A 22,281-nucleotide genomic window follows, 5' to 3' on the forward strand; every position below is an offset into this window, starting at 1 on the left:
GCTGAGGGGCCCCGGTGCGCCGCCGGGGTGAGGGTCCCGGTTGCCGTTGGACGGGCGCGGGGCAGAGCTGAGGCTGCTCCGCGCCCGCCGCGCGTCGTCACCGGGCTACGTTCTGGGACGGGAGCACGGGAGCCGGGACGAGAGCCGAGGCGACGGCTGCAGCAATGCGGCGGTGAGCGGGTGTTGGGGCGCGGTGCGGAGCCGGCCGGTGGGGCCCTGTTCGACGAGGTGTCCGGCGTCCAGCACGGCGATGCGGTCGGCGAGGGCTGCGGTGTCGTGGTCGTGGGTGATGAGGACGAGGGACAGGCCAGGGTGGGTCTGCGGCAGGCCGGAGAGGAGGGTGAGGAGGCTCCGGCGGGTGACGGTGTCGAGGCCGGAGGTGATTTCGTCGCAGATCAGGACCCTGGGGTGGGCCAGCAGGGCGCGGGCCAGGGCGGCGCGCTGGAGCTCGCCGCCGGAGAGCTGTCCGGGTGTGCGGCGTACGAGGTCGCCGGGGAGGCCGAGGTCGCGCAGCGTGCGTTCGGCTTCGGCCATGGCGTCGGGCGGGGGGACGCGTCGCAGCCGTACGGCGCTGCGCGCCACCTGGTCCACGACCGGGCGGTAGTCGTCGAAGGCGGCGCGGGCGTCCTGAAAGACGTACTGCACGGCGGCCAATTGGTCGCGGGTGCGGTGACGGAGGCTCGGGGGCAGGGCGGTGCCGTCGAGCAGGATCTCTCCGTCGTACGCCCGGTGGAGCCCGGCCAGGCATCGGGCCAGGGTGGTCTTGCCGCTGCCTGAGCGGCCCATGACGGCCAGGGCGGCGCCGGGGTGCAGGCGCAGATCGGTGGGGTGGAGGACGGTGGTGGTGCGGTGGCGGGCGGTGAGGCCGCGCACCTGGAGTACGGCGTTCTGCCTGGCGGGCTCGGAGATGTCCGACGGCTGCGCGGAAGGGGAGTGCGCCAGGAGGTCGCGGGTCCAGGGGTGCCGCGGGGCGAGCCACAGTCGTTCCGGTGGGCCCGACTCCACGATGCGGCCGTCGCGCATGACGTGGACGTCGTCGGCCAGCGCCCGTACGACCTCCAGGTCATGGCTCAGCAGCAGTACGGCGATGCCCTGCCGGGTCAGTGCGGCCAGTTGGCCGACGATCTGCTGCTTGGTCAGTGCGTCCTGGCCGGTGGTCGGTTCGTCCGCGACGATGGTCCTGGCACCGGTCAGAAGGGCCTGGGCGAGCACGATGCGTTGCTGCTGACCGCCGGAGAGCTGATGGGGAAAGCGGCGCAACAGGGCTTCCCCGTCGGGGAGTTGGGCCTGAGCGAGGGCGTGCAGTACGCGTTGGCGGATGGCGGGGCGGCGGGCGCGGCGGGGCAGATGGCGTACCTGGGTGCGGGCGATGTCCCGGAGCAGTGCGGCCACCGGCCGGGCGGGGTTGAGGACGGTGGCGGGGTGCTGCGGTACATAGCCGACGGTGGTGGCGGGGACGCGCACCTCGCCGGTGACCCGGGCGCCGCGGGGGCAGGCGCCGAGGAGGGCGAGCCCCGTGGTGGTCTTGCCGCTGCCGGAGGCCCCGATCAGGGCGGTGATCCTGCCGGGTGGCAGCCGCAGGCTCACCCCGTCGACGAGGGCCCGGCCGTCGACCTCGACGCGCAGGTCCTGGAGGTGCGCGACGTCGTTCGCGTTCACGGGCTGCTCTTCTCGTTTCGCTTCGGCGTGCGGGAGTCACGGGCTTTACGGGTGTGACGGATGTGTTCGGGTTGCCGGCTCAGCGCCGCATCGACGAGCAGGTTGGTGCCCGTGGTCAGGGCGACGATCAGCAGGGCGGGCAGCGCGACGGCCCAGGGCTGGACGAACATGCCCGGCCGGTTGCGGTCGACCATCACCGCCCAGTCGGCGGCGTCCGGTTCGGCGCCGACGCCGAGGAAGGAAGCCGTGGCCACCAGATACAGCACGCCGGTCAGCCGCACCCCGGCGTCGGCGGCGAGCGGGCGCAACGACGAACGGCCGACATAGCCGACGGCCATCCGCCACCACGTCTCCCCCTGCATCCGCAGCGCCTCGACCGCCGGGCGGGAGGCCGCCTCGGCCGCGGCGGCCCGGACGGTGCGGGCCGCGTCGGGGATGTTGACCAGCGCCACCAGGAGGGCGAGGCCCCCGGCGCCTGGCGTCAGGACTGCCGCCACCAGGAGGACGGTCAGCAGCGACGGCACGGCGAGCAGGATGTCCAGCGGCCGCATCAGCAGCTCTTCGAGCCAGGTGCGTCGGGTCAGCGCGCTGATCAGGCCCAGGGGCAGGGCGACCGCATAGGCCAGTGCCGTTGCCGCGAGGGCGGTGCTCACGACCGGCTGTCCGCCGAGCAGCACCTGCCGCCAGACATCCCGGCCGACGAAGTCGGTGCCCGCCCAGTGACCGCCGCCCACCGTGAAGGAAGCGGCCCGCGGTCCGGGCTCCCCGGCGAACAGCGGCCCGAGCAGGGCGAGGAGGAGCGGTACGGCGATGATCAGCAGGGCGAGCGCACAGCGTCCCGGACCACCCCTGGCGCGGAAGGTCATGCGGCCACCGCCGCACGCGGTGCGAAGCGGTGAGTGACCAGGTCCGCACCGAGGTTGAGGAGGACGGCGGTGACGCCGAAGACGAGCGCCAGGCCCTGGATGACGGGGACATCGCGTTCCGCCACCGCGTTCATCAGTACCGTTCCGAGTCCGGGGATCACAAAGAGGGCCTCTACGACGATGACGCCGCAGAGCAGCCAGTCGACCGTCCGGGCGAGCTGCTGGGCGGCGGGGGCCAGGGCGTTGGGGAGGGCGTGCGCATAGCGGATGCGGCTGCCCGGGATGGCGCAGCGGCGGGCGTGGGCGACGTACGGCGAGGCCAGCGCGTCGGTCATTCCGGCCCGGATCAGGCGCGCCAGGGAGCACACCGGGCGGGAGAGGAGGACCAGCACGGGCAGGACGAGTGCCGCGGGGTGGGCGAGGAGATCGTCGCCATAGCCGACGGCGGTCGGCGGCAGCCAGCCCAGGCGCAGCGCGAAGAGCGCGACCAGCAGCACCCCGAGGGCGAACTCCGGTACGGCGTAGACGCCCAGGGTCAGCGCGCTGATGACCCGGTCGGCGAGCCGCCCCTCGTGGCGGGCGGCCAGTACGCCGAGGCCGACGGCGGCCGGGATCAGCAGGGCCAGCGTCAGTGCGGCGAGCAGCAGGGTCGGGGCGAAACCGTCGGCGAGAAGGGAGCTGACCGGCCGGCCCGAGGTCAGTGAACGCCCGAGGTCGCCGTGGAGCAGACCGGCCGCCCACGCGGCGAGCCGCTCGTGGGCGGGCCGGTCCAGGTGCAGGGCCTCCCGGAGGGCCGCGATCCGCCCGGGGTCGGGCTGGTCACCGGCGAGGGCCACCGCGGCGTCGCCCGGCAGCGCCTCGGTGAGGGCGAACACGAGCAGCACGACCGCGGCGGTCTGCCCGGCACCGAGCAGCAGCCGCCGGGCCGGCCATGACCACAGTGCGGTCACGCGAGCCACACCTTGTCGAAACGGGCCCAGTCGAGCGTGTTGGCGGGCGCCTTGTGCGCCACGCCGCGGACGGTGCGGGCGGTGCCCAGGATCCAGTCGGCGAAGCCCCAGACCAGGAAGCCGCCCTCGGTGTACAGGCGGCGCTGCATGCGCCCGAACACGGCGGCCCGGTCCGCCTTGTTCCTGGTGGACTGGGCCTGCCGGTAGAGCGCGTCGAAGTCCTTGTGCCGCCACTTGGTGGCGTTGGTGGTGGAGGCGCTCAGCAGCCGCTGGGAGAAGTGTGACTCGATGGGCATGGCGCCGGAGCGGTAGCAGCACAGCGTTCCGGAGTCCAGGGTGTCCTGCCAGTAGCTGTCCTTGCTGCCCGTCCTGACCTTGAGGTGCACCCCGGCCTTGGCGGCCTGGTCGCGGAAGATCGAGGCGGCCTCGGTGAATCCGGCGGCGACGGCGGAGGTGTCCAGGGTGACCCGGAGCCCGTCGGCACCGGCCTTCTTCAGCAGGTGGCGGGCCCGGTCCAGGTCCGGCTCGCGCTGGCGCAGGCCGTCCGCGTAGTACTCGTACCCCTTGCCGAACAGGTCGTTGCCGATCTCGCCGGCGCCGGAGAGCGCGCCGTCGACGAGCTCCTTGCGGTCGGCGATCAGGAAGAACGCCTCGCGTACCCGCTTGTCGTCGAAGGGCGCGCGGTCGGTCTTCATGGCGAAGGCCTGCATGGCGCTGTGGGGCAGCCGTACGATCTCGATCTGTCCCCTGCCCTCGTGTGCGCGGGCGGTGGTCGGCGTCAGTTCGTGGGCGTACTCGACCTGGCCGCCCAGCAGGGAGTTGACGCGCGCGGACTCCTCGTTGGCGACCAGGATCTCCAGCCGGTCCAGATGGGGCGGGCCGTCCCAGTAGTCGTCGTTGCGGCGAAAGACGGCGGACCGTCCGGGCGTGAAGGAGACGAAGCGGAACGGGCCGCTGCCGACCGGGTTCCGGTCGAAGTCCTGCGCTCCTTCGGGGACGATGTACGCGCCGAACGCGGCGAGGATGTTGGGGAATTCGGCAGTCGGCCGCTTGAGGACGAACTCGACCGTCCGCGCGTCCCGGGCCCGGCTGGCCTTGAGGTCGATGGGCTCCAGGGATGCCTTGGCCCGGAACGCCTGCTTCGGGTCGGCGATGCGGCGGTAGCTGTGGAGGACGTCGCGGGCGGTGACCGGCTTGCCGTTGTGGAAGGCGGCCTTGCGCAGCGTCACCGTCCAGCGGTCCAGTCCGGCGTTGGGTTCCCAGGACGCGGCGAGGCGCGGTGCGGCGGCGAGGTCTGCTCCGTAGTCGGCGAGCTTGTCGAAGAGGGCCTTGGCGCGGGCCGCGTCGGCGAAGAGGTTGGTGAGATGCGGGTCGAGGGTCTCGCTCGCGCCGCCGCCCGCGAAGGCGGCACGCAGGGTGCCGCCGCGCCGGGGCCTGCCGCCGCCGTCGGCGCTGCCGTCGGAGGCGCCGGGGCCGGCGCATCCGGCGAGCGCGAGCGCGCCGGATGCGGCCACGCCGCCGGCGGCGGCCAGGAAGCCGCGGCGGTGCAGTCCGGGAAAGCGGGTGTCGTCGACGGGGCCGTGCCGTTGTTCGGTCATGGCGATTTCCTTGCCGAGTAGGTGAGCTGACTGAGTTGACTGGGCGTCAGATTGGCGGAACTTCAGGCGGTGAGCCGGGCGATCAGATGCAGCCGGTCCCCGTCGGCCGTCTCGCCCGCCGGGCCGCTCTCCCGCCAGACGGGTTCGGTACGCGGTCCGGGCCCGTCGTACAGGGCGATCACCTCGAAACCGTGCGCGGCCAGCACGTACCGCAGCTCCTGGGGAAAGAGCAGCCGCCACGCGGAGCGCTGCTCGACCGGCGGTGAGCCGTCGTCCGCGGTCCATACGCGGATCCGGCGCAGCAGCTGCGCGGTCCGGTCCACGGACAGGGTGGTGGTGGCGGTGTAGGCGGTGCCCTGCCAGGTGAACCCGCTGACGGACGGGGTGTCGAGCAGCTTTGTACGGCCGAGGAAGAAGGCGCCGTTGCGCAGCTCGGCGATGAGCAGGCCGCCGGGTACGAGACTGCGACGACAGGAGGCGAGGAAACCGTCCAGGTCGTCGTTGGTGTGGCAGTACAGCAGGGCGCTGTCCAGGCACACCACGGCGTCGAACTCCCGCTGGGGGAAGGCGAATGCGCGCAGATCGGCGCTGACGTATTCCGGGCCCGGGTGGTGGGCACGGGCGTACGCCAGCATCGCCTCGGAGAGGTCGGCGCCGACGACCGTACGGCCCGTCCCGTGCAGATGGGCGGCGTCGCGTCCGGTGCCGCAGCCGATGTCCAGGACGCGCGGTCCCGCGCCGTACCGTCGCAGACAGTCCTCGGCCCAGCGGCCGGCCAGCCGGTCGGGGTCGGGGAAGCGGGCCTCGTAGAGCACGGGGTTGTCGGTGAGCAGGTTTCCGCTGGTCATGTCCTGATTCCTGGTGGTGCGGCGGCCGGCGCCGCCGTTTCGCGTACGGGCAGTCCGCGCAGCCGGTGCAGCCAGGCGACGCCGGCCGCGGAGACAAGTCCGAAGGCCAGGCAGCAGGCCCACGGCAGCCACTGGTGGTGCGCATGCCGGCCGGTGTCCATGGCCCAGCCGATGGCGGTGTTGCCGACCGCCGCGGCGATGCCGGAGACGACGTAGAACAGCCCGAAGTACGTGCCGGTGAGCTCGGCGCGGCCGAAGTCGGGAATCAGCTCCATCACGAACGGCTGGGCGACCATGACTCCCAGGTAGAGCAGCAGCGCCCCGGCCAGTACGGGCAGCGCGCGCAGTGCGGCGCCGCCGAGGCCTCCGGGTGCGGGTCCCAGGCCCGCGACCGCCATCGGCGGTACGAAGGCCAGGCCCATCAGGCCGAGTCCCACGCCGATCCACCGCGCCCGGCTGCCGCGCTTCTTGAGGATGCGGGTGATGCGCATCTGGAGGGCGAGGTTGGCGACGGTGCCGACGAGGAAGACGATGCCGGCCGCGCCGTCCCAGCCGGTGGCCCGCCGTGCGCCGTCGGGCAGCAGCAGGTACAGCTGGTTCTGCAGCGTGAACATGCCGACCATGGCCAGGGCGAAGGCCAGGAAGACACGGTTGCCCAGCACTTCGCGCCAGTCGGCGAGGACGCTGCCGGTGGCCGGGGGGACCTCGCGTGCGGGCAGAACGACGGCCTGGGCGAGGGTGAGCAGCGCAAAGATCGCGGCGGCGGTGAGGGCGGCGGCCCGGAAGTCGACGAGCAGCAGGGCGCTGCCGAGCAGCGGTCCGATCAGCGCGCCGGTGGTCGCGAAGACATTGAAGAGGGCGAACGCCTCGGCCTTGCGCCCGCCCGCCTCCTGTGCGAGGTAGGCCCGTACGGCCGGGTTGAACAGCGCCCCGGCCAGCCCGCTGAGGACGGACGCGGCGAGCAGCACGGCCGGTCCGTCGCCGAGCGCGAAGAGCCCGAAGCCGACGGTCCGCAGCGCGCAGCCGGCGATGATGACACCGCGGGCGCCCAGCCGGTCGGATGCCGAACCGCCGATGAGGAACAGGCCCTGCTGGCTGAGGTTGCGGACGCCGAGCACGATGCCGACGGCCGCGGCGGACATCCCCAGGTCCTTGTCCAGATGCACCGCGAGGTAGGGAACCAGCAGGTAGAAGCCGGTGTTGACGCCGAGCTGGTTGATCAGCAGCAGGCGGATGGCGAGCGGGAAACGGCGCATTTCGTGCCAGGTCCTCACTGCCCGGCCTCCTTGCCACGGGCTGCCGGCCGGTTGGGGCCGGGCCGGGGCTGCGGCGTCACACCCAGCCCGGGCCGGCCGCTCGCCCGTACGGTGCCGTCCGTGCCGCCGATCCCGGTCCAGGGGTCGTGGGCGAGCAGCAGATGGCCGTCGAGGTCGGTCCAGCGGGCGCGGTCGGCGAGGTGGACCGCGGGGGCCAGGCCCAGCGTGCTGGCGGTCAGGCAGCCGAGCATCAGCTCGGTTCCGCTGCCGGCGATCAGTGCGGCGATGCGCAGCGCCGCACTGACGCCGCCGCACTTGGCGAGCTTGATGTTGATGCCCTGCACCCGGCCGGCCAGCCGCCGGGCGTCCTCGAGGCCGACCGCGTCCTCGTCGGCGATGACCGGCAGCGGGGAGCGTGCGGCGAGCCCGGCCAGCGCCTCGGGGTCGCCGGGGGCGATGGGCTGTTCGACGGCCTCGACGCCGAGGTCCGCGTAGCGGGGCAGCAGGGTTGCGGCCAGGGCGGGTGTCCAGGCGCCGTTGGGGTCGAGCAGCAGCCGGGCGTGCGGTGCGGCGTCGCGTACCGCCCGGACGCGGTCGAGGTCGTCCTCGGGGTCCGGGGCTCCGGCCTTGATCTTGAGGACGGTGAAGCCGTGCCGGGCCAGCCGGCCTGCCTGTTCCGCGGCCTCGCGGCGCGAGGTGATGCCGAGGGTGCGGGCGGTGGCGGCGCGCGGCGCTTCGGGGGTGCCGAGCAGCCGGTGCACGGGCGTGCCGGCGCGCTTGCCGACGAGGTCGAGCAGCGCGGACTCGACGGCCGCGGTCACCGCCGGGGGCGCGTCCCGGCCGGGCAGTGCGCCGTCCCGCAGCGCGTCCAGGGCGCTTTCGGGGTCGGCGAACCGGACGATTTCCAGGGACAGTTCGCCCAGCATCCGCTCGATCGTCCGCGCATCGAGCCGGTAGTACGTGCTGCTCACCACCTCCCCGTAGCCGCGCTGTCCTTGGTGCTCGAGGGACAGCCAGACGGCGTCACGGGCCGCCATCGTGGCGCGGGATATGCGCAGTGGCTCGGCGAGTTCGAGCCGTACGGTGCGCTGACCGACCTTCACAGGGCCTCTTTCTCGTTCATGTTCCGGCAGTGGTTCTGAGGGTTCTGCTGCTTCTGATGACCCGTCAGGGGATCGCGGACGGTGCGACATCGCGCCCAGCCGGTCGCCTCCGCGGCCTGCGGGTGCGGGATCTCGACGGGGCGGGTGGCGGCGCGGGTCGGGTCCAGGCCGTGGGCGGTGGCGAAGTCGTCGTCGTAGACGCTGCCGAGGTAGCGCTGCGGCCCGTCGGGGAAAACGGTGGCGACCACGGCTCCGGGGTGGACGCGGGCGGCCCAGGCGGCGACGAGGGCGACCGCGCCGGTGCTCCAGCCGCCGCTGACGAAGTTCCCGGCGGCGAGCCGGCGGCAGGCGTCGGCGGACTCCGCGGGGCCGACCCAGTGCACCTCGTCGAAGGCGTCATAGGCGACATTGCGCGGGTGGATGCTGCTGCCCAGGCCCCGCATCAGCCGGGGCCTGGCGGGCTGCCCGAAGATCGTCGAGCCGGTGGCGTCCACGCCGATCAGCCGCAGCCGCGGCCAGTGCCTGCGCAGCGGGCCGATGACGCCCGCGCTGTGGCCTCCGGTGCCGACGCTGCACACCAGGACGTCGAGATGGTCCAGTGCGGCGGCCATCTCGGCGGCGAGGGAGGCGTAACCGGCGACGTTGTCGGGGTTGTTGTACTGGTCGGGCCAGTACGCGCCGGGCAGTTCGGCGAGGAGCGCACGCAGCCGGGCCAGCCGCGCGGCCTGCCAGCCGCCCTCGGCCGCGGGCCGGTCGGCCAGTTCGAGCCGGACGCCGTAGGTGCGCAGCAACTGGCGCATGGACGGCTCCAGTTCGCTGTCGCCGACCAGCACGACGGGGTGGCCGAGCGCCTGGCCCGCGAAGGCCAGGCCGATGCCGAGCGTGCCGGAGGTGGATTCCACCACCGGGGCGCCGGGCCGCAGTTCGCCGCGCTCTCGGGCGCCGAGCAGCATGGACACGGCGGCGCGCGCCTTCATGCCGCCCGCGCCGAGCCCTTCGAGCTTGGCCCAGAATCCGGGGTGCGGGCAGGGCAGGTCGGTGGTGACACGGGCGAGCGGGGTGCGGCCGAGCAGGCCGAGCAGTTCCCGGTTGCCGGTGGAGTGCAGGACGGCCGTGGTCACCGGGCGGCTCCGGGCTCCGTGTCGGAGGCCGGGCGGTCCGAGGCCCGGTAGCGGTGCACCGTCCCGGTCCCGCCGTCCAGCCAGAAGAACGGATACGGCTCCGCGCACACCGCACTCACCCCGGAGCCGAGGAACCGCGGCAGCACCGCACTCCCGGTCTGGGCGAACATGACCAGCGGTGTGCCGTGCCGCAGCGCATGCTCCCGCAGCGGCTCGAAGGTGCCGTTTCCCAGGGTCATCCCGGAGGCGAGCACCGCATCGCAGCGCTCCAGTTCGGCGAGCGCATCGGTGCGTACGGGCTCGCCCCACTCCGTCGTACCGCCCTTGAGGTCGCACGGCACATAGGCCAGGCCGCGCTCGCGCAGCGCCTCGAGCAGCGAGTTGACCACGCCGACCACGAGCACCCGGGCGCCGGGCGCGACATCGGGCAGTCCGGCGACGGCGCGTGCCCTGGCGCGTGATTTCCGCAGGGACGACCCGGCCGGCAGCGACCAGGGCCGGGCACCGTTCGCGGGCGTATGCGGGAGGACGTGCATCAGATACGCGTCCAGGGCGGCCACCCGTACCGGGCGCAGCTCGTGCTCCAGGAGGCCGGCGACGTCCGCGCCGACGCAGTCCTCGATCGCGGCGTCCGGCAGCGCGCCGGGCTCCACCGCGCAGCTGCCGACCGCCGCGGCCAGCCGCAGGCTGAGCACTTCGTTGCGGTAGCCGCCGCTGCGGCCCTCGTGGCGTACGGCCTGCCGGGTGCTGAAGGCCACCGCGATCCGCCGGGTCCGCGGGTCGGGCCCGAACTCACCGCGCAGGACGCGGGTGACGAGGTCGTCGTAGGAGGTGGCCGCGGCGGGGGCGGTGGTGACGGCCGTGTTCATCGGTTCACCACCCGCGGGTGCAGCTCGGCCAGCAGCGCCTCGACGCGACGGCGCGCGCCCGGTCCCTCCGCGTCGCCGGCCATGACATGTCCCAGGTACGCGTTGTTGCTGCCGGCCTCCTTGACCGCCCTGCCCGGCTCGGCGAGCTGAAGCTCGAGCACGCCGGGTGCCTTGCGCACGAGGTCGCCGCCGTCGACCGCCTCCAGCACGCCTGCGGTCCCCGGCACGAGGAACCCGATCGCGGCGCTGCGCAGCCCGGTGTCCCGTACGCGCAGATCGGGCCGCTGCCCCAGCGCCACGTCCACACAGGCAGCGGCCATGTCAACGCCCGTGACATGCCGTATGAGTTCGGTGATGCGGTTGCCCGCCGGCCGCGGATTGACCTCGACGAGGCGGGGTCCGTCGGGCGTGAGCTTGATCTCGGTGTGCGCCACGACGTCGTCAAGTCCCAGCGCCTTGATCGCCTGTACGGCCGTGTCCTCGGCCGCCGCGGTATCGGCCGCCGGGAGCGCCGCGGGGAACATATGGCCGGTCTCGATGAAGGCCGGTGCGCCACCGATGCTCTTGTCGGTCACGCCGATCACCTGGGTGCTGTCGTCGAACGTCACGGTCTCGACGCTGACTTCCGGGCCGTGCAGCAGCTCTTCGAGGAGGACCACGGGCGCCCGGCGCTGGCCGCGCGCGTTGACGGGAAAGCCGTCGAGCGCACGGTAGGCGCGGGTCAACTCCCCTTCGTCGTCGACGCGTCGTACGTACATGCCCGCACACAGGTCGACGGGCTTCAGCACCAGCGGATAGCCGATCGCCGCCGCCGCGGCGGCGGCTTCGGCCCGGTCCGCGCAGACCGCGAAGCGCGGGCCGGGCACTCCGGCGTCGGCGAGGACCCGGCGGGTCGTGTCCTTGCGGCAGGCGTTCTCCACCGCTTCGGGCGCCGGGCCGGGCAGCCCGAGGCGGCCGGCGATCCGCGCGACCGTCGGGAGGTAGTAGTCGCAGGAGGTGAGCACGCCGTCGAAGCCGAGCGCGGCGTGCAGCCGCTCGGCGTACGGCAGCAGCGTTTCGAGGTCGTTGGTGTCGGCGGTCAGGACGTTGCGCGCCCCGAGCAGCGGATGCGCGGTGCCCTCGGGCGCGGAGCGCAGGTAGTGGTGCAGGTCGCGGGTGAGAAAGGTGAAGGTGTGTCCGCCCTCGCGGATCGCGCGCGGCAGCAGCCTGCTCATCGCTCCGACCCAGCTCTCGACCATCAGCAGATGAGCCACGGTTTCCCTTCTTCGCAGGGGTGGTGGGGGTCCGGCTTGACCGGCACACACTGTAAACGATAATCATTTTCAACACCAACGCCACTGCCGCGCCCCCTTGCGCCGCCCTCCCGAATGCGAGCTCACGATCTCCACCGCCCCCGCCGCCCCCACCGTCCGCCGCACCGGCCTGCTGTGCGCCCTTACGGCCACCGCCGCCCTGCTCCCGGCCGCGCCCGTGCACTCCGCTCCCCGGGCACCCGCGCTCCACTTCGGCGCCTGCCCGCCCTCCGTACCGGCCCCGCCCGCCCCCGAACGCGTCGAATGCGGGTGGCTGAGCGTCCCCCTGGACCACGCCCACCCCTACGGGAAGCACCTCCGCATCGCCGTCTCCCGCGTCCGCGCCTCCGGACCGGCGACCGAGCGCCGCGGCGTGCTGCTGGTGAACCCGGGCGGGCCCGGTGGATCGGGCCTCCCCTACGCGGTGACCAAGCGCGCCAAACTGCCCGAGCGCGTGCGGCGTTCGTACGACGTGATCGGCTTCGACCCGCGCGGCACCGGCGCGAGCGCCCCCGCGGACTGCGGGCCGATGGGCGGCCTCTTCGACAGCCCCGGGCCGGACCCGGTACCCCTCGGACGGACGGCCGAGCGCGCCTACCTCAACGGTCTGCGCCACACCGCGGCCGACTGCGCCCACGGCGTCGCCGACGCCCTCCCCCACCTCTCCACCGCCGAGACCGCCCGCGACATGGACGCCCTGCGCACGGCACTCGGCGCATCCCGGATCAGCTACCTGGGGGTGTCCTACGGGACGTACCTGGGCGCGGCCTACGCGGCTCAATTCCCTCACCGCGTCGGGAGGTTGGTACTGGACAGCGTCGTCGGTCCCGAGGAGTGGTACGACTTCGACCTGCGGCAGAGCCGGGCCCTGCTGCGCCAGCGCGCGGTGTTCTTCGCCTGGGCCGCGCGGCACCGGGAGCGCTTCGGGCTCGGTGCCGACGCAGCTGCGGTGCGTGCCGCCTACCAGCGGGTGCGCGACGGACTCGCCCGGCACCCCGTGGACGGCTTCGGGGCGGCGGAATTCGACCGCACCGTGTACCGGGCGCTGGGGCGTACCGAGCGCTGGGCGGGTCTCGCCGACGGGCTGCGGACCTTTCTGCGCGACGGCACCACCGGGCCGCTGCGCCCGGCCGAGCCCTTCGACGGCGCCGCGTCCCGTACGTACGAAGCCGCCAACCGCACCGTCAAGTGCGCGGACGGCCAGGCGCCCACCCCGGCCCGCATCGTGGCCGACATCCGGCGGATGCGGCGGCTCGACCCGCAACCCGTGCTGACCGGGATGGAAGCCTCGGTGTGCGCATACTGGCACCACCGGCCCGCACACCGCACACGGCTCGGCAGCCCCCAGGCACCGCCGGCCCTGCTGATCGCCGCCGAGCACGACCCCGTCACCCCGATCGAGGGCGCCCGCGCGCTGCGGCACCGGCTGCCCGGCTCACGACTGGTCACCCTGCACGACGACTACTCCCACGGCGTGTTCGCCAGCCGGGGCAACGGCTGTGTGGACGATGCAGCCGCGGCGTACCTGGTCGACGGGACCGTGCCGGGCGCCGACGTGCACTGCCAGGGGCCCGGCCTGCCCACGCCGTGAGCCCGTCCGGCGATGCCTGGCCTGCGCCTGCTCCCCGTCCCAGACACCTGCCGGAATCCCCCACCAACCCCCCTGCCGACACCTTCCGGAGAAACGCCATGCCCCCACTCCCCCACCCGCCGCCCCCGCACCGCCCCGACTCCGTGTACACGGTCCGCCCCGCCACTCCGGCCGATGTGCCGGGTGCGCGCCGCATCATGCTCGACACCCTCTACCGCGAGTTCGGTTACGGCTACGTCCCCGCCTGGCACCACGACGTCATCGACATCGACGGCACCTACCTCGACGACCCCCGGCACCTGCTCCTCGTGGCCGTACGCGACGACGAGGTGGTCGGCACCACCGGCATCCGGTCGGCCGGCCCGGCGCATCCCCCGCATCCGCGCCGGCTCGCCGAGCGCTATCCGTCCGGCAGCACCGCCCAGCTCGTACGGGTCTATGTGAGCCCGGACCACCGGCGGCACGGCCTGGCCCGCACGATGGTGCGCCAGGCCTGCGACTTCGCCGCCGCCACTCCGGGCTATGAGCGGATCTACCTGCACACCAACGTCAACGTGGCAGGCAGCGGCGCCTTCTGGCGCAGCCTCGCCGAGGAGGTCTTCGACGCCCGCGGCACCGGCGAACACGGGCCCGGCGTGGCCACGGTGCACTTCGAGATCCCCATGCCGCCGGTCTGACGGAAAACGCCCCTCCATCGGCCCGCATCAGCCGACCGTGACCTTCACGATGCGGCCCGAGGCTTCGACGACGAACAGCTCGCGCCGCGGATCGTGGTCACCGAAACCGCGGGGCACGCGGACGCTGGTGGGCATGCGCAGACCGGTTGCCAGGACGCAGGACCGGCCGGACTTCGGGTCCACCCGGATGAGTTCACCGTCGCGGAAACCGGCCACCACCAGGCCGCCACGGAAGGAGGTGAGGTCGTCAAGGACTTTGGCGTCCAGAGGATGTGGGCTCAGCTCGGTGACCGTGGTGTGGCGCGCCGGGTCGTTCAGAGGGATGCGTACGACCGGTGACGAGGTGCTGGTGATGACGCTCGCATACAGCTGGTCGCCGACGATCTCCAGACCGTTGGTGCCGAAGACGGACGCCGCACGCGTCCACTGTTCGTCCTTGGTGCCGTCCGGCCGGAACTTGAGGACGCCGGTGGCCAGCTCGCGGCTGACGTAGAAGTTGCCCGCGGAGTCGATGGCGAGGCCGTTGATGCCGGGTATCCCGTCCACGACCTTCTCGGGCTTCGGGTGGGCGGCGGTCGGGTCGAACCGCAGGATGCCGCTACCCAGGCCCGAAGTCAGCGGATTCACACCGGAGTTGACGTACATGAGGCCGTCCGGTCCGCGTCGGATGCCGCCGGGGCCGTTCACCGGGAAGGTGGTCTTGAGCGTGCCGTCCGGGGCGTAGCCCTCGACCCGGTGCTTGGTGACATGCGAGACCCAGAGGGTGCCACGCCCGTCGAATTCCAGGTTCTCGCGCCAGTCCACAAGCGGTACGCCTCCTTCCCGGAACACCTCCACACGCCCACGCTGGGTGCACGGCTTCAGATCCGAGGACGCCGAGAGCGCCGGGCCGTGCGCCTCGGCCGCCGCCACCGGTGACTGCGTACCGGCGACCAACAGCGCCGATAGCAGACCGGCCGTCGCAACCCTCGCACGCCCTCGATCACGCCCCCGCCCACGTCCCTGCCCTTGTCCGTGTCCCTGTCCGCGTCCGCATACCGTCATTCCGCTACCCCCGTCCCGCGCGGCCGCGCGGGGCGACCGGGCGCGCAGTGCTGTGTCAGGCATGGCCCACAGGGTGCCGCAGACGCCGGGCGCGCCCCTGGGCGTTCCGCGGATCAGGCCGAATACCGCCGCGCCAGGTGCGCCCCTGTCTGCCTTGCGGTCGCGTCTCCGGCGGTCCCCCCCTCTACTCAACTCGCCCCGTAAATAAGAGGGATTCGCTCCCAGCACCTCCCACCGCCAAAGCGCCAACCGCCACAACACCAATCAAGCGACTACTGCCAACACCCCGAAAATGCGGGCGAGTTCCTCGTATTCAACAGGTGCGAAGGTCATTACGGGCACGCAAAGGCCGATGAGTTCGGCCGGATGGAATATCCGGCCGAACTCATCGGCTTGTGCGGCGGTCAGGTGTCAGTGCGCTGTCAGTGGCCCCCCTCGTCCACGACCGCGACCTCCTCGATGTTCTGCTCGATCTCCTCGGCCGGGACGGCGGAGGCGCGGGCCCAGTAGTAGATCCCCACGGCGAACGCCGCGACGACGGCCATGTCCCACCAGAGCGGGATGTGGTTCTGGCCGCCGAAGCCGCCCTGCCAGGAGATGAGACCCATGCCGATCAGGTACACCGGGAGCCACCGCGCGGCCTTCCAGTCCAGTCGCGGAGCGTTCGGCAGCTGCTTCTTCGTCGCGTACCAGGCGTAGCTGCCGAGCAGCACGTAGCCGATCACGATCGCCCAGCCGAGCCGCTGGAGGGTCTCCCAGCCGGCCCAGTAGATGATCAGGCTCGCGACGACGAAGGCCAGCGGCGCGATCGCGTTGCCGCCGGGCAGGCGGTACGGCCGCTGGTGGTTCGGCAGACGGTCACGGAACACACCGAACGCCAGCGGTGCACCGGCGTACATCAGGACGCTCGCCGAGGTGATGAAGGAGACCAGCTCCTGCCAGCTCGGGAAGGGCAGGAAGCAGATGACACCGGTCACGAAGGAGATGATCAGGCCGAACCACGGCACGGAGCGGCGGTCGGTCTTCTCGAACAGCCGGGGTGCATAGCCGTTCTTGCTCAGACCGTAGGAGATGCGCGAGGTCGAGGTGGTGTAGATCAGGCCGGTGCCACCGGGAGAGATGATCGCGTCCACGTACAGCACCCAGGCCAGCCAGCCCAGACCGACCGTGGTGGCGAGACCGGCCCACGGGCCGCTGATGCCGACGTAGTCCAGGTGGGCCCAGCCCTTGGCGAAGGAGGCCAGCGGCAGTGCGCCGATGTAGACCACCTGGAGCAGGATGTAGATCGTCGCACCGATCGCGACCGACCCGAGCGTGGCGCGCGGCAGGTCGCGCTTGGGGTTGCGGCTCTCCCCCGCGAGCTGGATGGCCTGCTCGAAGCCGAGCAGCGCGAAGATGATGCCGCTGCTGCTGATGGCGCTGAGGACGCCCTTGGCACCGAAGGGCGCGAAGCCCTGCGCGGTGAAGTTGTGCGGGTGGAAGTTGGTCACCGCGATGATGAAGATCGCCCCGAGGGGTACGGCGATCTTCAACCAGGTCGCGACGCTGTTGGTGCGCGCCAGCACCCGCACACCCAGGAAGTTCACCGAGACGAAGACCGCCATCAGGATGACGGCGACGATGAAACCGCTGGTCGTGAGGGTCCCGTTCGCATTCAGGAAACCCTGGGCCCACTTCCAGTGACCGGCGTAGCCGATCATGGCCTCGACCTCGATCGGGGCCACCGTCGCCGCCTGGAGCCAGGAGAACCAGCCGAAGGACATACCGGCCAGGCCGCCGAAGGCGTAGTGCGGGTACCGCGCCGTACCACCGGCCACCGGGAAGAGGCCCCCGAGCTCGGCGTGCACCAGTGCCAGGAGGACGATCGCGACCGCGCCGATGATCCAGGAGATCAGCGCGGCCGGGCCCGCCACCACTACGGCCTTCTGGGCGCCGTACAACCAACCGGACCCGATGATGGAGCCGACTGAGGCCCACATCAGGCCGATCAGTCCTACGTCCCTGCGGAGTGAACCTGATGAGCGTGGTGCCTTCAGGGGCGTGAGCTCGTCAACGCTTGCCATGGGGGGCCTTTCAAGACAGAACTGGCCGAAAAGTTGCCTCAGAGTAGGGAGTATTCAGAACCCTGCAAAGAGCCGTTGACTGAATAGTTATATTCGACACAGATCATTACGGGCCGCGGGACTCACCACCGTGGGCGTGGGAGGGAAATGTTCGGCCGGATTGCCCGGCAGGCCGGGACGAGCGGCCGGGCGGCGGTGAGCACCGTCACCCATTCGGGCGGCCTACGGCCCCAAATTCAATTTGGCGAAAGCTTTAAACTTTCGCGCCGCTGGCATTGCAATTCAGCGCGTATGGTCTTGCGCTTTTTCAGCGAATGCGGTGCGGTGCCGGATCATCGTCCGGCTTCGGCCGTCGCCCGTCGGCAGGTGAGGGACGGGGCGGGGCAGCCCGGGGCGATTGCTGTCGGGCAAGGGGATTGCCGCCGCTGCGGCGGGCAGTGGACGGCCAGGACGGCCACCAGACGACAGTGGGCGGCAACCGGATACCTGTCGGACCGGTTGCCGCCCACGTCCGCCCGTCCGGCCAGGACGCCGGATCGGGCAGATGTCGAAATCAGGCCACGGGGGCCGGGTAGGTCGGGTACTCCACGCCCGAGACGTGCTGGACGACGCGGATGACCTGGCAGGAGTAGCCGAACTCGTTGTCGTACCAGAGGTAGAGGATCGCGTTGTCGCCGTCGACCTTGGTGGCGCCGGCGTCGACGATCGAGGAGTGGCGCGAGCCCACGAAGTCCATGGAGACCGCGTCGGGGGCGGTGGTGAAGTCGATCTGGCGCTTGAGCGGCGAGTTCAGCGAGACGTCGCGGAGGTGGTCGAGGACCTCCTCGCGGGTGGTCTCGCGGCCCAGGCGCAGGCTGAGGATGGCGATCGAGACGTCCGGCACGGGGACGCGGATCGAGCTTCCGGTGATCGGCGCCTTGAGGTCGGGCAGCGCCTTGGCGACGGCGGAGGCGGCACCGGTCTCGGTGATGACCATGTTGAGCGGCGCCGAGCGGCCGCGGCGGTCGGCCTTGTGGTAGTTGTCCAGCAGGTTCTGGTCGTTGGTGAACGAGTGGACGGTCTCCACGTGGCCCCGCACGACGCCGTACTCGTCCGCCATCGCCTTCAGCGGCGGCACGATCGCGTTCGTGGTGCAGGAGGCGCAGGACAGGATCTGCTCTTCCGGCTTGATCGTGTCGTGGTTGACGCCGTGCACGATGTTCGGGACGTCGCCCTTGCCCGGGGCGGTCAGGACGACCTTGTCGATGCCGGGGCGCAGGTGCTTCGAGAGGCCCTCGCGGTCGCGCCACTTGCCGGTGTTGTCGATGAGGATGGCGTCCTCGATGCCGTACGCCGTGTAGTCGACCTCCGACGGGTCGTTGGCGTAGATCACCTTGATCTCGTTGCCGTTGGCGACGATCATGCTGTTCGCCTCGTCAACGGTGATCGTGCCCTGGAACTGGCCGTGGATGGAGTCGCGGCGCAGCAGCGAGGCGCGCTTGACCAGGTCCGCCTCACCGCCACCGCGGACGACGATGGCGCGCAGCCGCAGGCCGTTGCCGGAGCCGGACTTCTCGATGAGCAGACGGGCGACGAGGCGGCCGATGCGGCCGAAGCCGTAGAGGACGACGTCGCGCCCCTTGCGGCACTCGATCTTGTTGGCCCCCGTGGCACCGGCGACGGCCTCGGCGGTGAACTCCGCCACCGAGAGTCCGCGGTCGTCGGTCTTGTGCGTCGCGGCCAGCATGCCGATGTCGATCTGGGACGGACCGAGATCGAGCATGGTGAGGGCCTGCAGGAATGGCAGCGTCTCGGTGACCGAGAGCTCCTCACCAGCGATCTGCCGGGCGAATCGGTGGGTCTTGAGGATGCTGACCACCGACTTGTTCACCAAGGAGCGGCTGTGCAGCAGGACGGTGACGTCCCGCTCGCGGTGCAGCTTCCCGATGATCGGGATCATCGACTCCGCGATCTCCTCGCGGTTCTTCCAGTTGGTGAACGAGTCGTCGTTGACAGTCACAGGATTATCTTTCGAGCTAGGCGGTGCTCATATGCTAGCTCCCCGCCATTTTGATCATTCAAGCGGTGCCGGGTGAGCGGGACGCCGTGGTCGGGCCGCATGGCCGCGCCGGGGCGGGGAATAGCCACGACGCGGGGCGAGGACGTCAGGCTTTGTTGGCATTCTGCCCGGTTTGCCGTCTGCGCGATCCTCGCGGCCTCGGCGCGGATGTGATCTGCGTCAACCGGCTCGACGGCGATCCGGTGAGTGGGCGCGCAGGCGAGCGGGGGTGCGGGGATCATGGCACCCACGGCCTGGCGGGGTATCGGAGGATGCCTCCGACTGGCGCGCCGCGCCGTGTGCGCCCACCGCCCGTCCAGCCGCTCCTCAGCCGCCCAAGAGCCGTAGCCCGGCGCCGAATTGGATTGTCAGTGGTCGGCTCTAGGGTTCTCGTATGGAAGCCACGGCTTTGGAAGAGCTACTGCGAGAACATCCCGACGACGTCGACGCCTGGTGGGCCTACGGCGACTCGCTGCGGGAACGGGGCGACGCCCGGGGCAAGTTGATCGAGCTGGAACGGCGCCGGGCGTACGCCGTGGACGCTGCCGAGGGCAAGGAGCTGGCGGACGAGATCGCGCTGCTGGTGGCGGAGCACCAGGAGAGCTGGGACGCGGAGTTGCCGCCCGAGGTGACCGTCGAGGCGCGCCGGCACGGATTTGCCACCAAGGTCGCCGTCGAATGGTCCGACGAGGCACCCGCGCTGATAGAGGAGGCCCTGCGGGGCCGCTTTGTGACCGCGTTGCGGATCAGGCCGGGCGATGACCCGGAAGGCGAGGAGTGGGGCCACGAGGAGGAGCATTACGACGAGAACGGGCCGCTCACCCCGCCGCCCATCGAGGCCGACGCCCTCGCCACCCTCCGCCTCGGCCGGATCGTCGCACTCGACCTCTCGTACTTCCGCATCGGCGACCCCGGTGCCGAGGCCCTCTCGGCCGCGGCCTCGGGCGGGCGGATAGCGACGCTCGACCTGCGGTACTGCGCGATAGGCGACGCCGGCCTGGCGGCCCTCGCCGCGTCCCCGAACTTCGCCGCGGTCCGGCGCCTGCGCCTTCAGTGCAACGCGGTGACCGGCGAGGGCGCGCGCTCACTGGGCGGTTTCCGCCACCTCACCGAGCTTGACCTCCGGTACAACCCCATCGGCGAGGACGGGGCGGACGCCCTGCTGGCGGCGCCGTTCGTCGGCTCGCTCACCCGCCTTCTGCTGTACCGCGACGACGTCTCCGCAGCAGGCGTGAAGAAACTGGCGTCTGCCCCTCAGCTTCCGACCGCCCTGCGCAGCTACTGGAGGAGCGTGTGAGCATCGAACTCCGCGACCGATTCTTTGCCTTGTCCGGCGGTCAGGGCACTGATGACGAGGTCGCCCGCTACCGCGCCGAGGTCGATGCGACCGACACCGAGCCCGCGGCGACGCTCGACGGGCTGGGGATCTCCTGGCACCCCACCGCGCGCCACAAGGCGGTGCGCTTCCTCGAGGCCGGGCGCATCGACGCGGACGTGCGCAAGCTGTTCGCCCGGCCCAGCGAGGGCGCGCCGCATCTGGCCGCCGTCTTCGTCGATCCCCGCGAGCTGTCGTTCCGTACGTTCGAGAACATCGTGCCGCTGGACCGTCTGTTCGCGGACGTCCCTCTGGAGCTCGGGCTCACCGAGCCCGTGGAGCTCGCGAAGGATGCGTACGCGTCGTCGCTGCGCCTGCCGGATGCCGCCCGCGCGGGGCTGGCACGCCTCGACTCGCTGAACCTCTATGTCCCGCCGCTCAACGCCTCCTCGCGCGGCGGCGAGCGTTTCATCTTCCACTCGGCGCTGCTCGCCGAGGCGCTCACCAAGGCGGTGGCGGCGGCGATGCCGGAGGCGATGCTCGACGGCTTCTCGCATGTGAACCCGGTGTTCCGCTGCAATCGCTTCGAACCCGGCGACGGCAATTTCCACCACCACCGCGACACCCCGTACTACGACGCGGCCCGCGGCCACGTCTCCCGCTACACGGTCCTGCTCTACCTCACCGGCGGCTCGGCCGAGCCCGCTGCCCTGGACCTCACCGGAGGGCCGTCGGTCGCCGAGATCGAGCCCTTCACCTGCGTGGTCTTCGATCAGCGGTACGAGCACGAGGGCGCGCCCTACCGTGACGGCCGCAAGGTCTTCCTGCGCACCGAACTCGTCTTCAGCGAGCCCGAGGTCACCCATGATCCCGGGATCGGCGCGCTGTTCAGCAAGGCCTGTTACTGGACCGGTGAGAGCGTCTTCGCTCCCGAACTGGCCCGCCACGCCGACGCGTACTACAACCAGGTCGCCGCGGCACATTGGAGCGGCCTGCCTTCCGGTACCGACCGCACTCCCGGTACCGGCCGTGAGCCCTTCATCCACAAGCAGTTCCGCGGGGTGCATTTCGTCGCGAACGGCTACGACTTCTGGTTTCCCAAGAGCGACACGCTCTCCCTCACCGAGTGCGCCGCGATCACCCTGCTCGACTACTTCAACTGCAAGCTCGGCGACACCGCGTTCCGCGATCTGTGCGACACGCAGACCCTCGAGGCCGAGGGCGCGGACGGTGCATGGATTCCTGCCTTCCTCGACGACGCCAAGCGCGGCGGGTCGGCGGTCTCGCCGTTCGACAAGTCCGCTCTCTTCCCCGATCCGGAGGAGGCGGATGATGTGTGCTGTCCGTTCCACGGCATAGGCAGATTCGACCCCAGGCGCCACGACGAGATCATCGATCTCTACGAGCGCGCGCAGACCTTCGCGAAGGCGCACCTCATGCCTGCGCCGATCCTGCTGCTCGGGGAGGATGTGGTCCTCGACCCGGAGAAGTTCGTGATCCGGGGCAACCAGATCCACGTACTCGGCGATCAGCCGCTCACACCCGTGAACTTCGCCGCCTGCTGGAACTACGGCGGGATGCCGGAGAACTACCTCGACGTCGCGGCCACCGTCGGCGCGGCGCACTTCCTCGTCCCGCCGATCGTCTTCACCGAGACGGACGACTGCTACCACCTGCAGTTCGACTTCTTCCGCAACACCTGGATGGTGAAGCACCAGCAGTCGGCCATGCCCGTCCCCATGATCCGCGACATCGCCGAGGCCGACCCCGACGAACTCGACGCGGACGAGGCCTTCCCGTGGATGGACGCCGTCGATCCCTCGCTGGTCATCGACGGCGACGGCGAGCGCGCGGCAGCCCCCTGGTGGGCCGAAGGCGCTCCGCCGGTCGACGAGCTTTACGACCACCACGCCGAGCGCTACTACAACGAGGAAGAGGAAGAGGAAGAGGAAGAGGAGAACGACGGGGAAGAGGACGACTAGGACGAGAAG

General features: G+C 71.5%; 17 protein-coding genes. 4 read left to right on the top strand and 13 right to left on the bottom strand.

Annotated features, from left to right (window positions below):
- Window positions 1-105: 105 nt before the first annotated feature.
- From ADL29_RS39300 to ADL29_RS39345, 10 genes are all read right to left on the bottom strand, one after another.
- Window positions 106-1,659 (bottom strand): ABC transporter ATP-binding protein, encoded by a 1,554-nt coding sequence (locus ADL29_RS39300; RefSeq protein WP_053928257.1) that lies wholly within the window; start codon window positions 1,657-1,659, stop codon window positions 106-108.
- The gene (locus tag ADL29_RS39305; protein ID WP_053928258.1) at window positions 1,656-2,525 is read right to left on the bottom strand and encodes an ABC transporter permease; all 870 of its coding nucleotides are present in this window, start codon (window positions 2,523-2,525) and stop codon (window positions 1,656-1,658) included. Before ADL29_RS39305 ends, ADL29_RS39300 begins: the two co-directional genes overlap by 4 nt.
- Window positions 2,522-3,475, bottom strand: coding sequence for an ABC transporter permease (locus ADL29_RS39310; protein WP_053928259.1), 954 nt, complete (start codon window positions 3,473-3,475; stop codon window positions 2,522-2,524). Before ADL29_RS39310 ends, ADL29_RS39305 begins: the two co-directional genes overlap by 4 nt.
- Complete coding sequence (locus ADL29_RS39315) at window positions 3,472-5,073, bottom strand: ABC transporter substrate-binding protein (RefSeq protein WP_053928260.1); 1,602 nt, start codon at window positions 5,071-5,073, stop codon at window positions 3,472-3,474. Before ADL29_RS39315 ends, ADL29_RS39310 begins: the two co-directional genes overlap by 4 nt.
- A 62-nt stretch (window positions 5,074-5,135) precedes the next feature.
- The gene (locus ADL29_RS39320) at window positions 5,136-5,921 is read right to left on the bottom strand and encodes a class I SAM-dependent DNA methyltransferase (protein WP_053928261.1); all 786 of its coding nucleotides are present in this window, start codon (window positions 5,919-5,921) and stop codon (window positions 5,136-5,138) included.
- Window positions 5,918-7,195 (bottom strand): MFS transporter, encoded by a 1,278-nt coding sequence (locus ADL29_RS39325; RefSeq protein ID WP_053928262.1) that lies wholly within the window; start codon window positions 7,193-7,195, stop codon window positions 5,918-5,920. Before ADL29_RS39325 ends, ADL29_RS39320 begins: the two co-directional genes overlap by 4 nt.
- Window positions 7,192-8,280, bottom strand: a complete 1,089-nt coding sequence (locus tag ADL29_RS39330; RefSeq protein WP_053928263.1) for a mandelate racemase/muconate lactonizing enzyme family protein — start codon at window positions 8,278-8,280, stop codon at window positions 7,192-7,194. The genes ADL29_RS39325 and ADL29_RS39330 overlap by 4 nt, the downstream gene beginning before the upstream one ends.
- Window positions 8,277-9,401, bottom strand: a complete 1,125-nt coding sequence (locus ADL29_RS39335) for a PLP-dependent cysteine synthase family protein (protein ID WP_053928264.1) — start codon at window positions 9,399-9,401, stop codon at window positions 8,277-8,279. The genes ADL29_RS39330 and ADL29_RS39335 overlap by 4 nt, the downstream gene beginning before the upstream one ends.
- On the bottom strand, window positions 9,398-10,270 hold the full coding sequence (locus ADL29_RS39340; RefSeq protein WP_053928265.1) for a Rossmann-like domain-containing protein: 873 nt from the start codon (window positions 10,268-10,270) through the stop codon (window positions 9,398-9,400). Before ADL29_RS39340 ends, ADL29_RS39335 begins: the two co-directional genes overlap by 4 nt.
- Window positions 10,267-11,523, bottom strand: a complete 1,257-nt coding sequence (locus ADL29_RS39345) for an ATP-grasp domain-containing protein (RefSeq protein ID WP_053928266.1) — start codon at window positions 11,521-11,523, stop codon at window positions 10,267-10,269. Before ADL29_RS39345 ends, ADL29_RS39340 begins: the two co-directional genes overlap by 4 nt.
- A gap of 97 nt (window positions 11,524-11,620) precedes the next feature.
- Between ADL29_RS39345 and ADL29_RS39350 the strand changes: the two genes are divergently transcribed.
- Both ADL29_RS39350 and ADL29_RS39355 read left to right on the top strand, forming a co-directional pair.
- The gene (locus ADL29_RS39350; protein WP_245689822.1) at window positions 11,621-13,153 is read left to right on the top strand and encodes an alpha/beta hydrolase; all 1,533 of its coding nucleotides are present in this window, start codon (window positions 11,621-11,623) and stop codon (window positions 13,151-13,153) included.
- A 98-nt stretch (window positions 13,154-13,251) separates the two neighbouring features.
- Window positions 13,252-13,830 (top strand): GNAT family N-acetyltransferase, encoded by a 579-nt coding sequence (locus ADL29_RS39355; protein ID WP_053928267.1) that lies wholly within the window; start codon window positions 13,252-13,254, stop codon window positions 13,828-13,830.
- Between the two features lie 27 nt (window positions 13,831-13,857).
- Here the strand turns inward: ADL29_RS39355 and ADL29_RS39360 are convergent, their stop codons facing one another.
- The 3 genes from ADL29_RS39360 to ADL29_RS39370 all read right to left on the bottom strand — a co-directional run bounded on the left by ADL29_RS39360 (window position 13,858) and on the right by ADL29_RS39370 (window position 18,936).
- Window positions 13,858-14,634 (bottom strand): SMP-30/gluconolactonase/LRE family protein, encoded by a 777-nt coding sequence (locus ADL29_RS39360; RefSeq protein ID WP_053928268.1) that lies wholly within the window; start codon window positions 14,632-14,634, stop codon window positions 13,858-13,860.
- 662 nt (window positions 14,635-15,296) lie between these two features.
- Window positions 15,297-16,937, bottom strand: a complete 1,641-nt coding sequence (locus tag ADL29_RS39365; protein ID WP_053928269.1) for an APC family permease — start codon at window positions 16,935-16,937, stop codon at window positions 15,297-15,299.
- Between the two features lie 553 nt (window positions 16,938-17,490).
- Window positions 17,491-18,936, bottom strand: a complete 1,446-nt coding sequence (locus ADL29_RS39370; protein WP_053928270.1) for a glyceraldehyde-3-phosphate dehydrogenase — start codon at window positions 18,934-18,936, stop codon at window positions 17,491-17,493.
- A 433-nt stretch (window positions 18,937-19,369) separates the two neighbouring features.
- Between ADL29_RS39370 and ADL29_RS39375 the strand changes: the two genes are divergently transcribed.
- On the top strand, window positions 19,370-20,272 hold the full coding sequence (locus ADL29_RS39375) for a leucine-rich repeat domain-containing protein (RefSeq protein ID WP_157878689.1): 903 nt from the start codon (window positions 19,370-19,372) through the stop codon (window positions 20,270-20,272).
- Entirely contained in the window at window positions 20,269-22,272 is a 2,004-nt protein-coding gene (locus tag ADL29_RS39380) for a hypothetical protein (RefSeq protein WP_053928272.1), read from the top strand. The genes ADL29_RS39375 and ADL29_RS39380 overlap by 4 nt, the downstream gene beginning before the upstream one ends.
- Window positions 22,273-22,281: the final 9 nt, after the last annotated feature.

This window comes from Streptomyces chattanoogensis (genome assembly GCF_001294335.1).
GTDB classification, from domain to species: Bacteria; Actinomycetota; Actinomycetes; order Streptomycetales; family Streptomycetaceae; genus Streptomyces; species Streptomyces chattanoogensis.

Bases quoted from the DNA above. Each gene is read 5' to 3' on its own strand.
- ADL29_RS39305 (WP_053928258.1), bottom strand. From the start codon at position 2,525: ATGACCTTCCGCGCCAGGGGTGGTCCGGGACGCTGTGCGCTCGCCCTG.
- ADL29_RS39315 (WP_053928260.1), bottom strand. From the start codon at position 5,073: ATGACCGAACAACGGCACGGCCCCGTCGACGACACCCGCTTTCCCGGA.
- ADL29_RS39320 (WP_053928261.1), bottom strand. From the start codon at position 5,921: ATGACCAGCGGAAACCTGCTCACCGACAACCCCGTGCTCTACGAGGCC.
- ADL29_RS39340 (WP_053928265.1), bottom strand. From the start codon at position 10,270: ATGAACACGGCCGTCACCACCGCCCCCGCCGCGGCCACCTCCTACGAC.
- ADL29_RS39355 (WP_053928267.1), top strand. From the start codon at position 13,252: ATGCCCCCACTCCCCCACCCGCCGCCCCCGCACCGCCCCGACTCCGTG.
- ADL29_RS39365 (WP_053928269.1), bottom strand. From the start codon at position 16,937: ATGGCAAGCGTTGACGAGCTCACGCCCCTGAAGGCACCACGCTCATCA.
- ADL29_RS39375 (WP_157878689.1), top strand. From the start codon at position 19,370: ATGGAAGCCACGGCTTTGGAAGAGCTACTGCGAGAACATCCCGACGAC.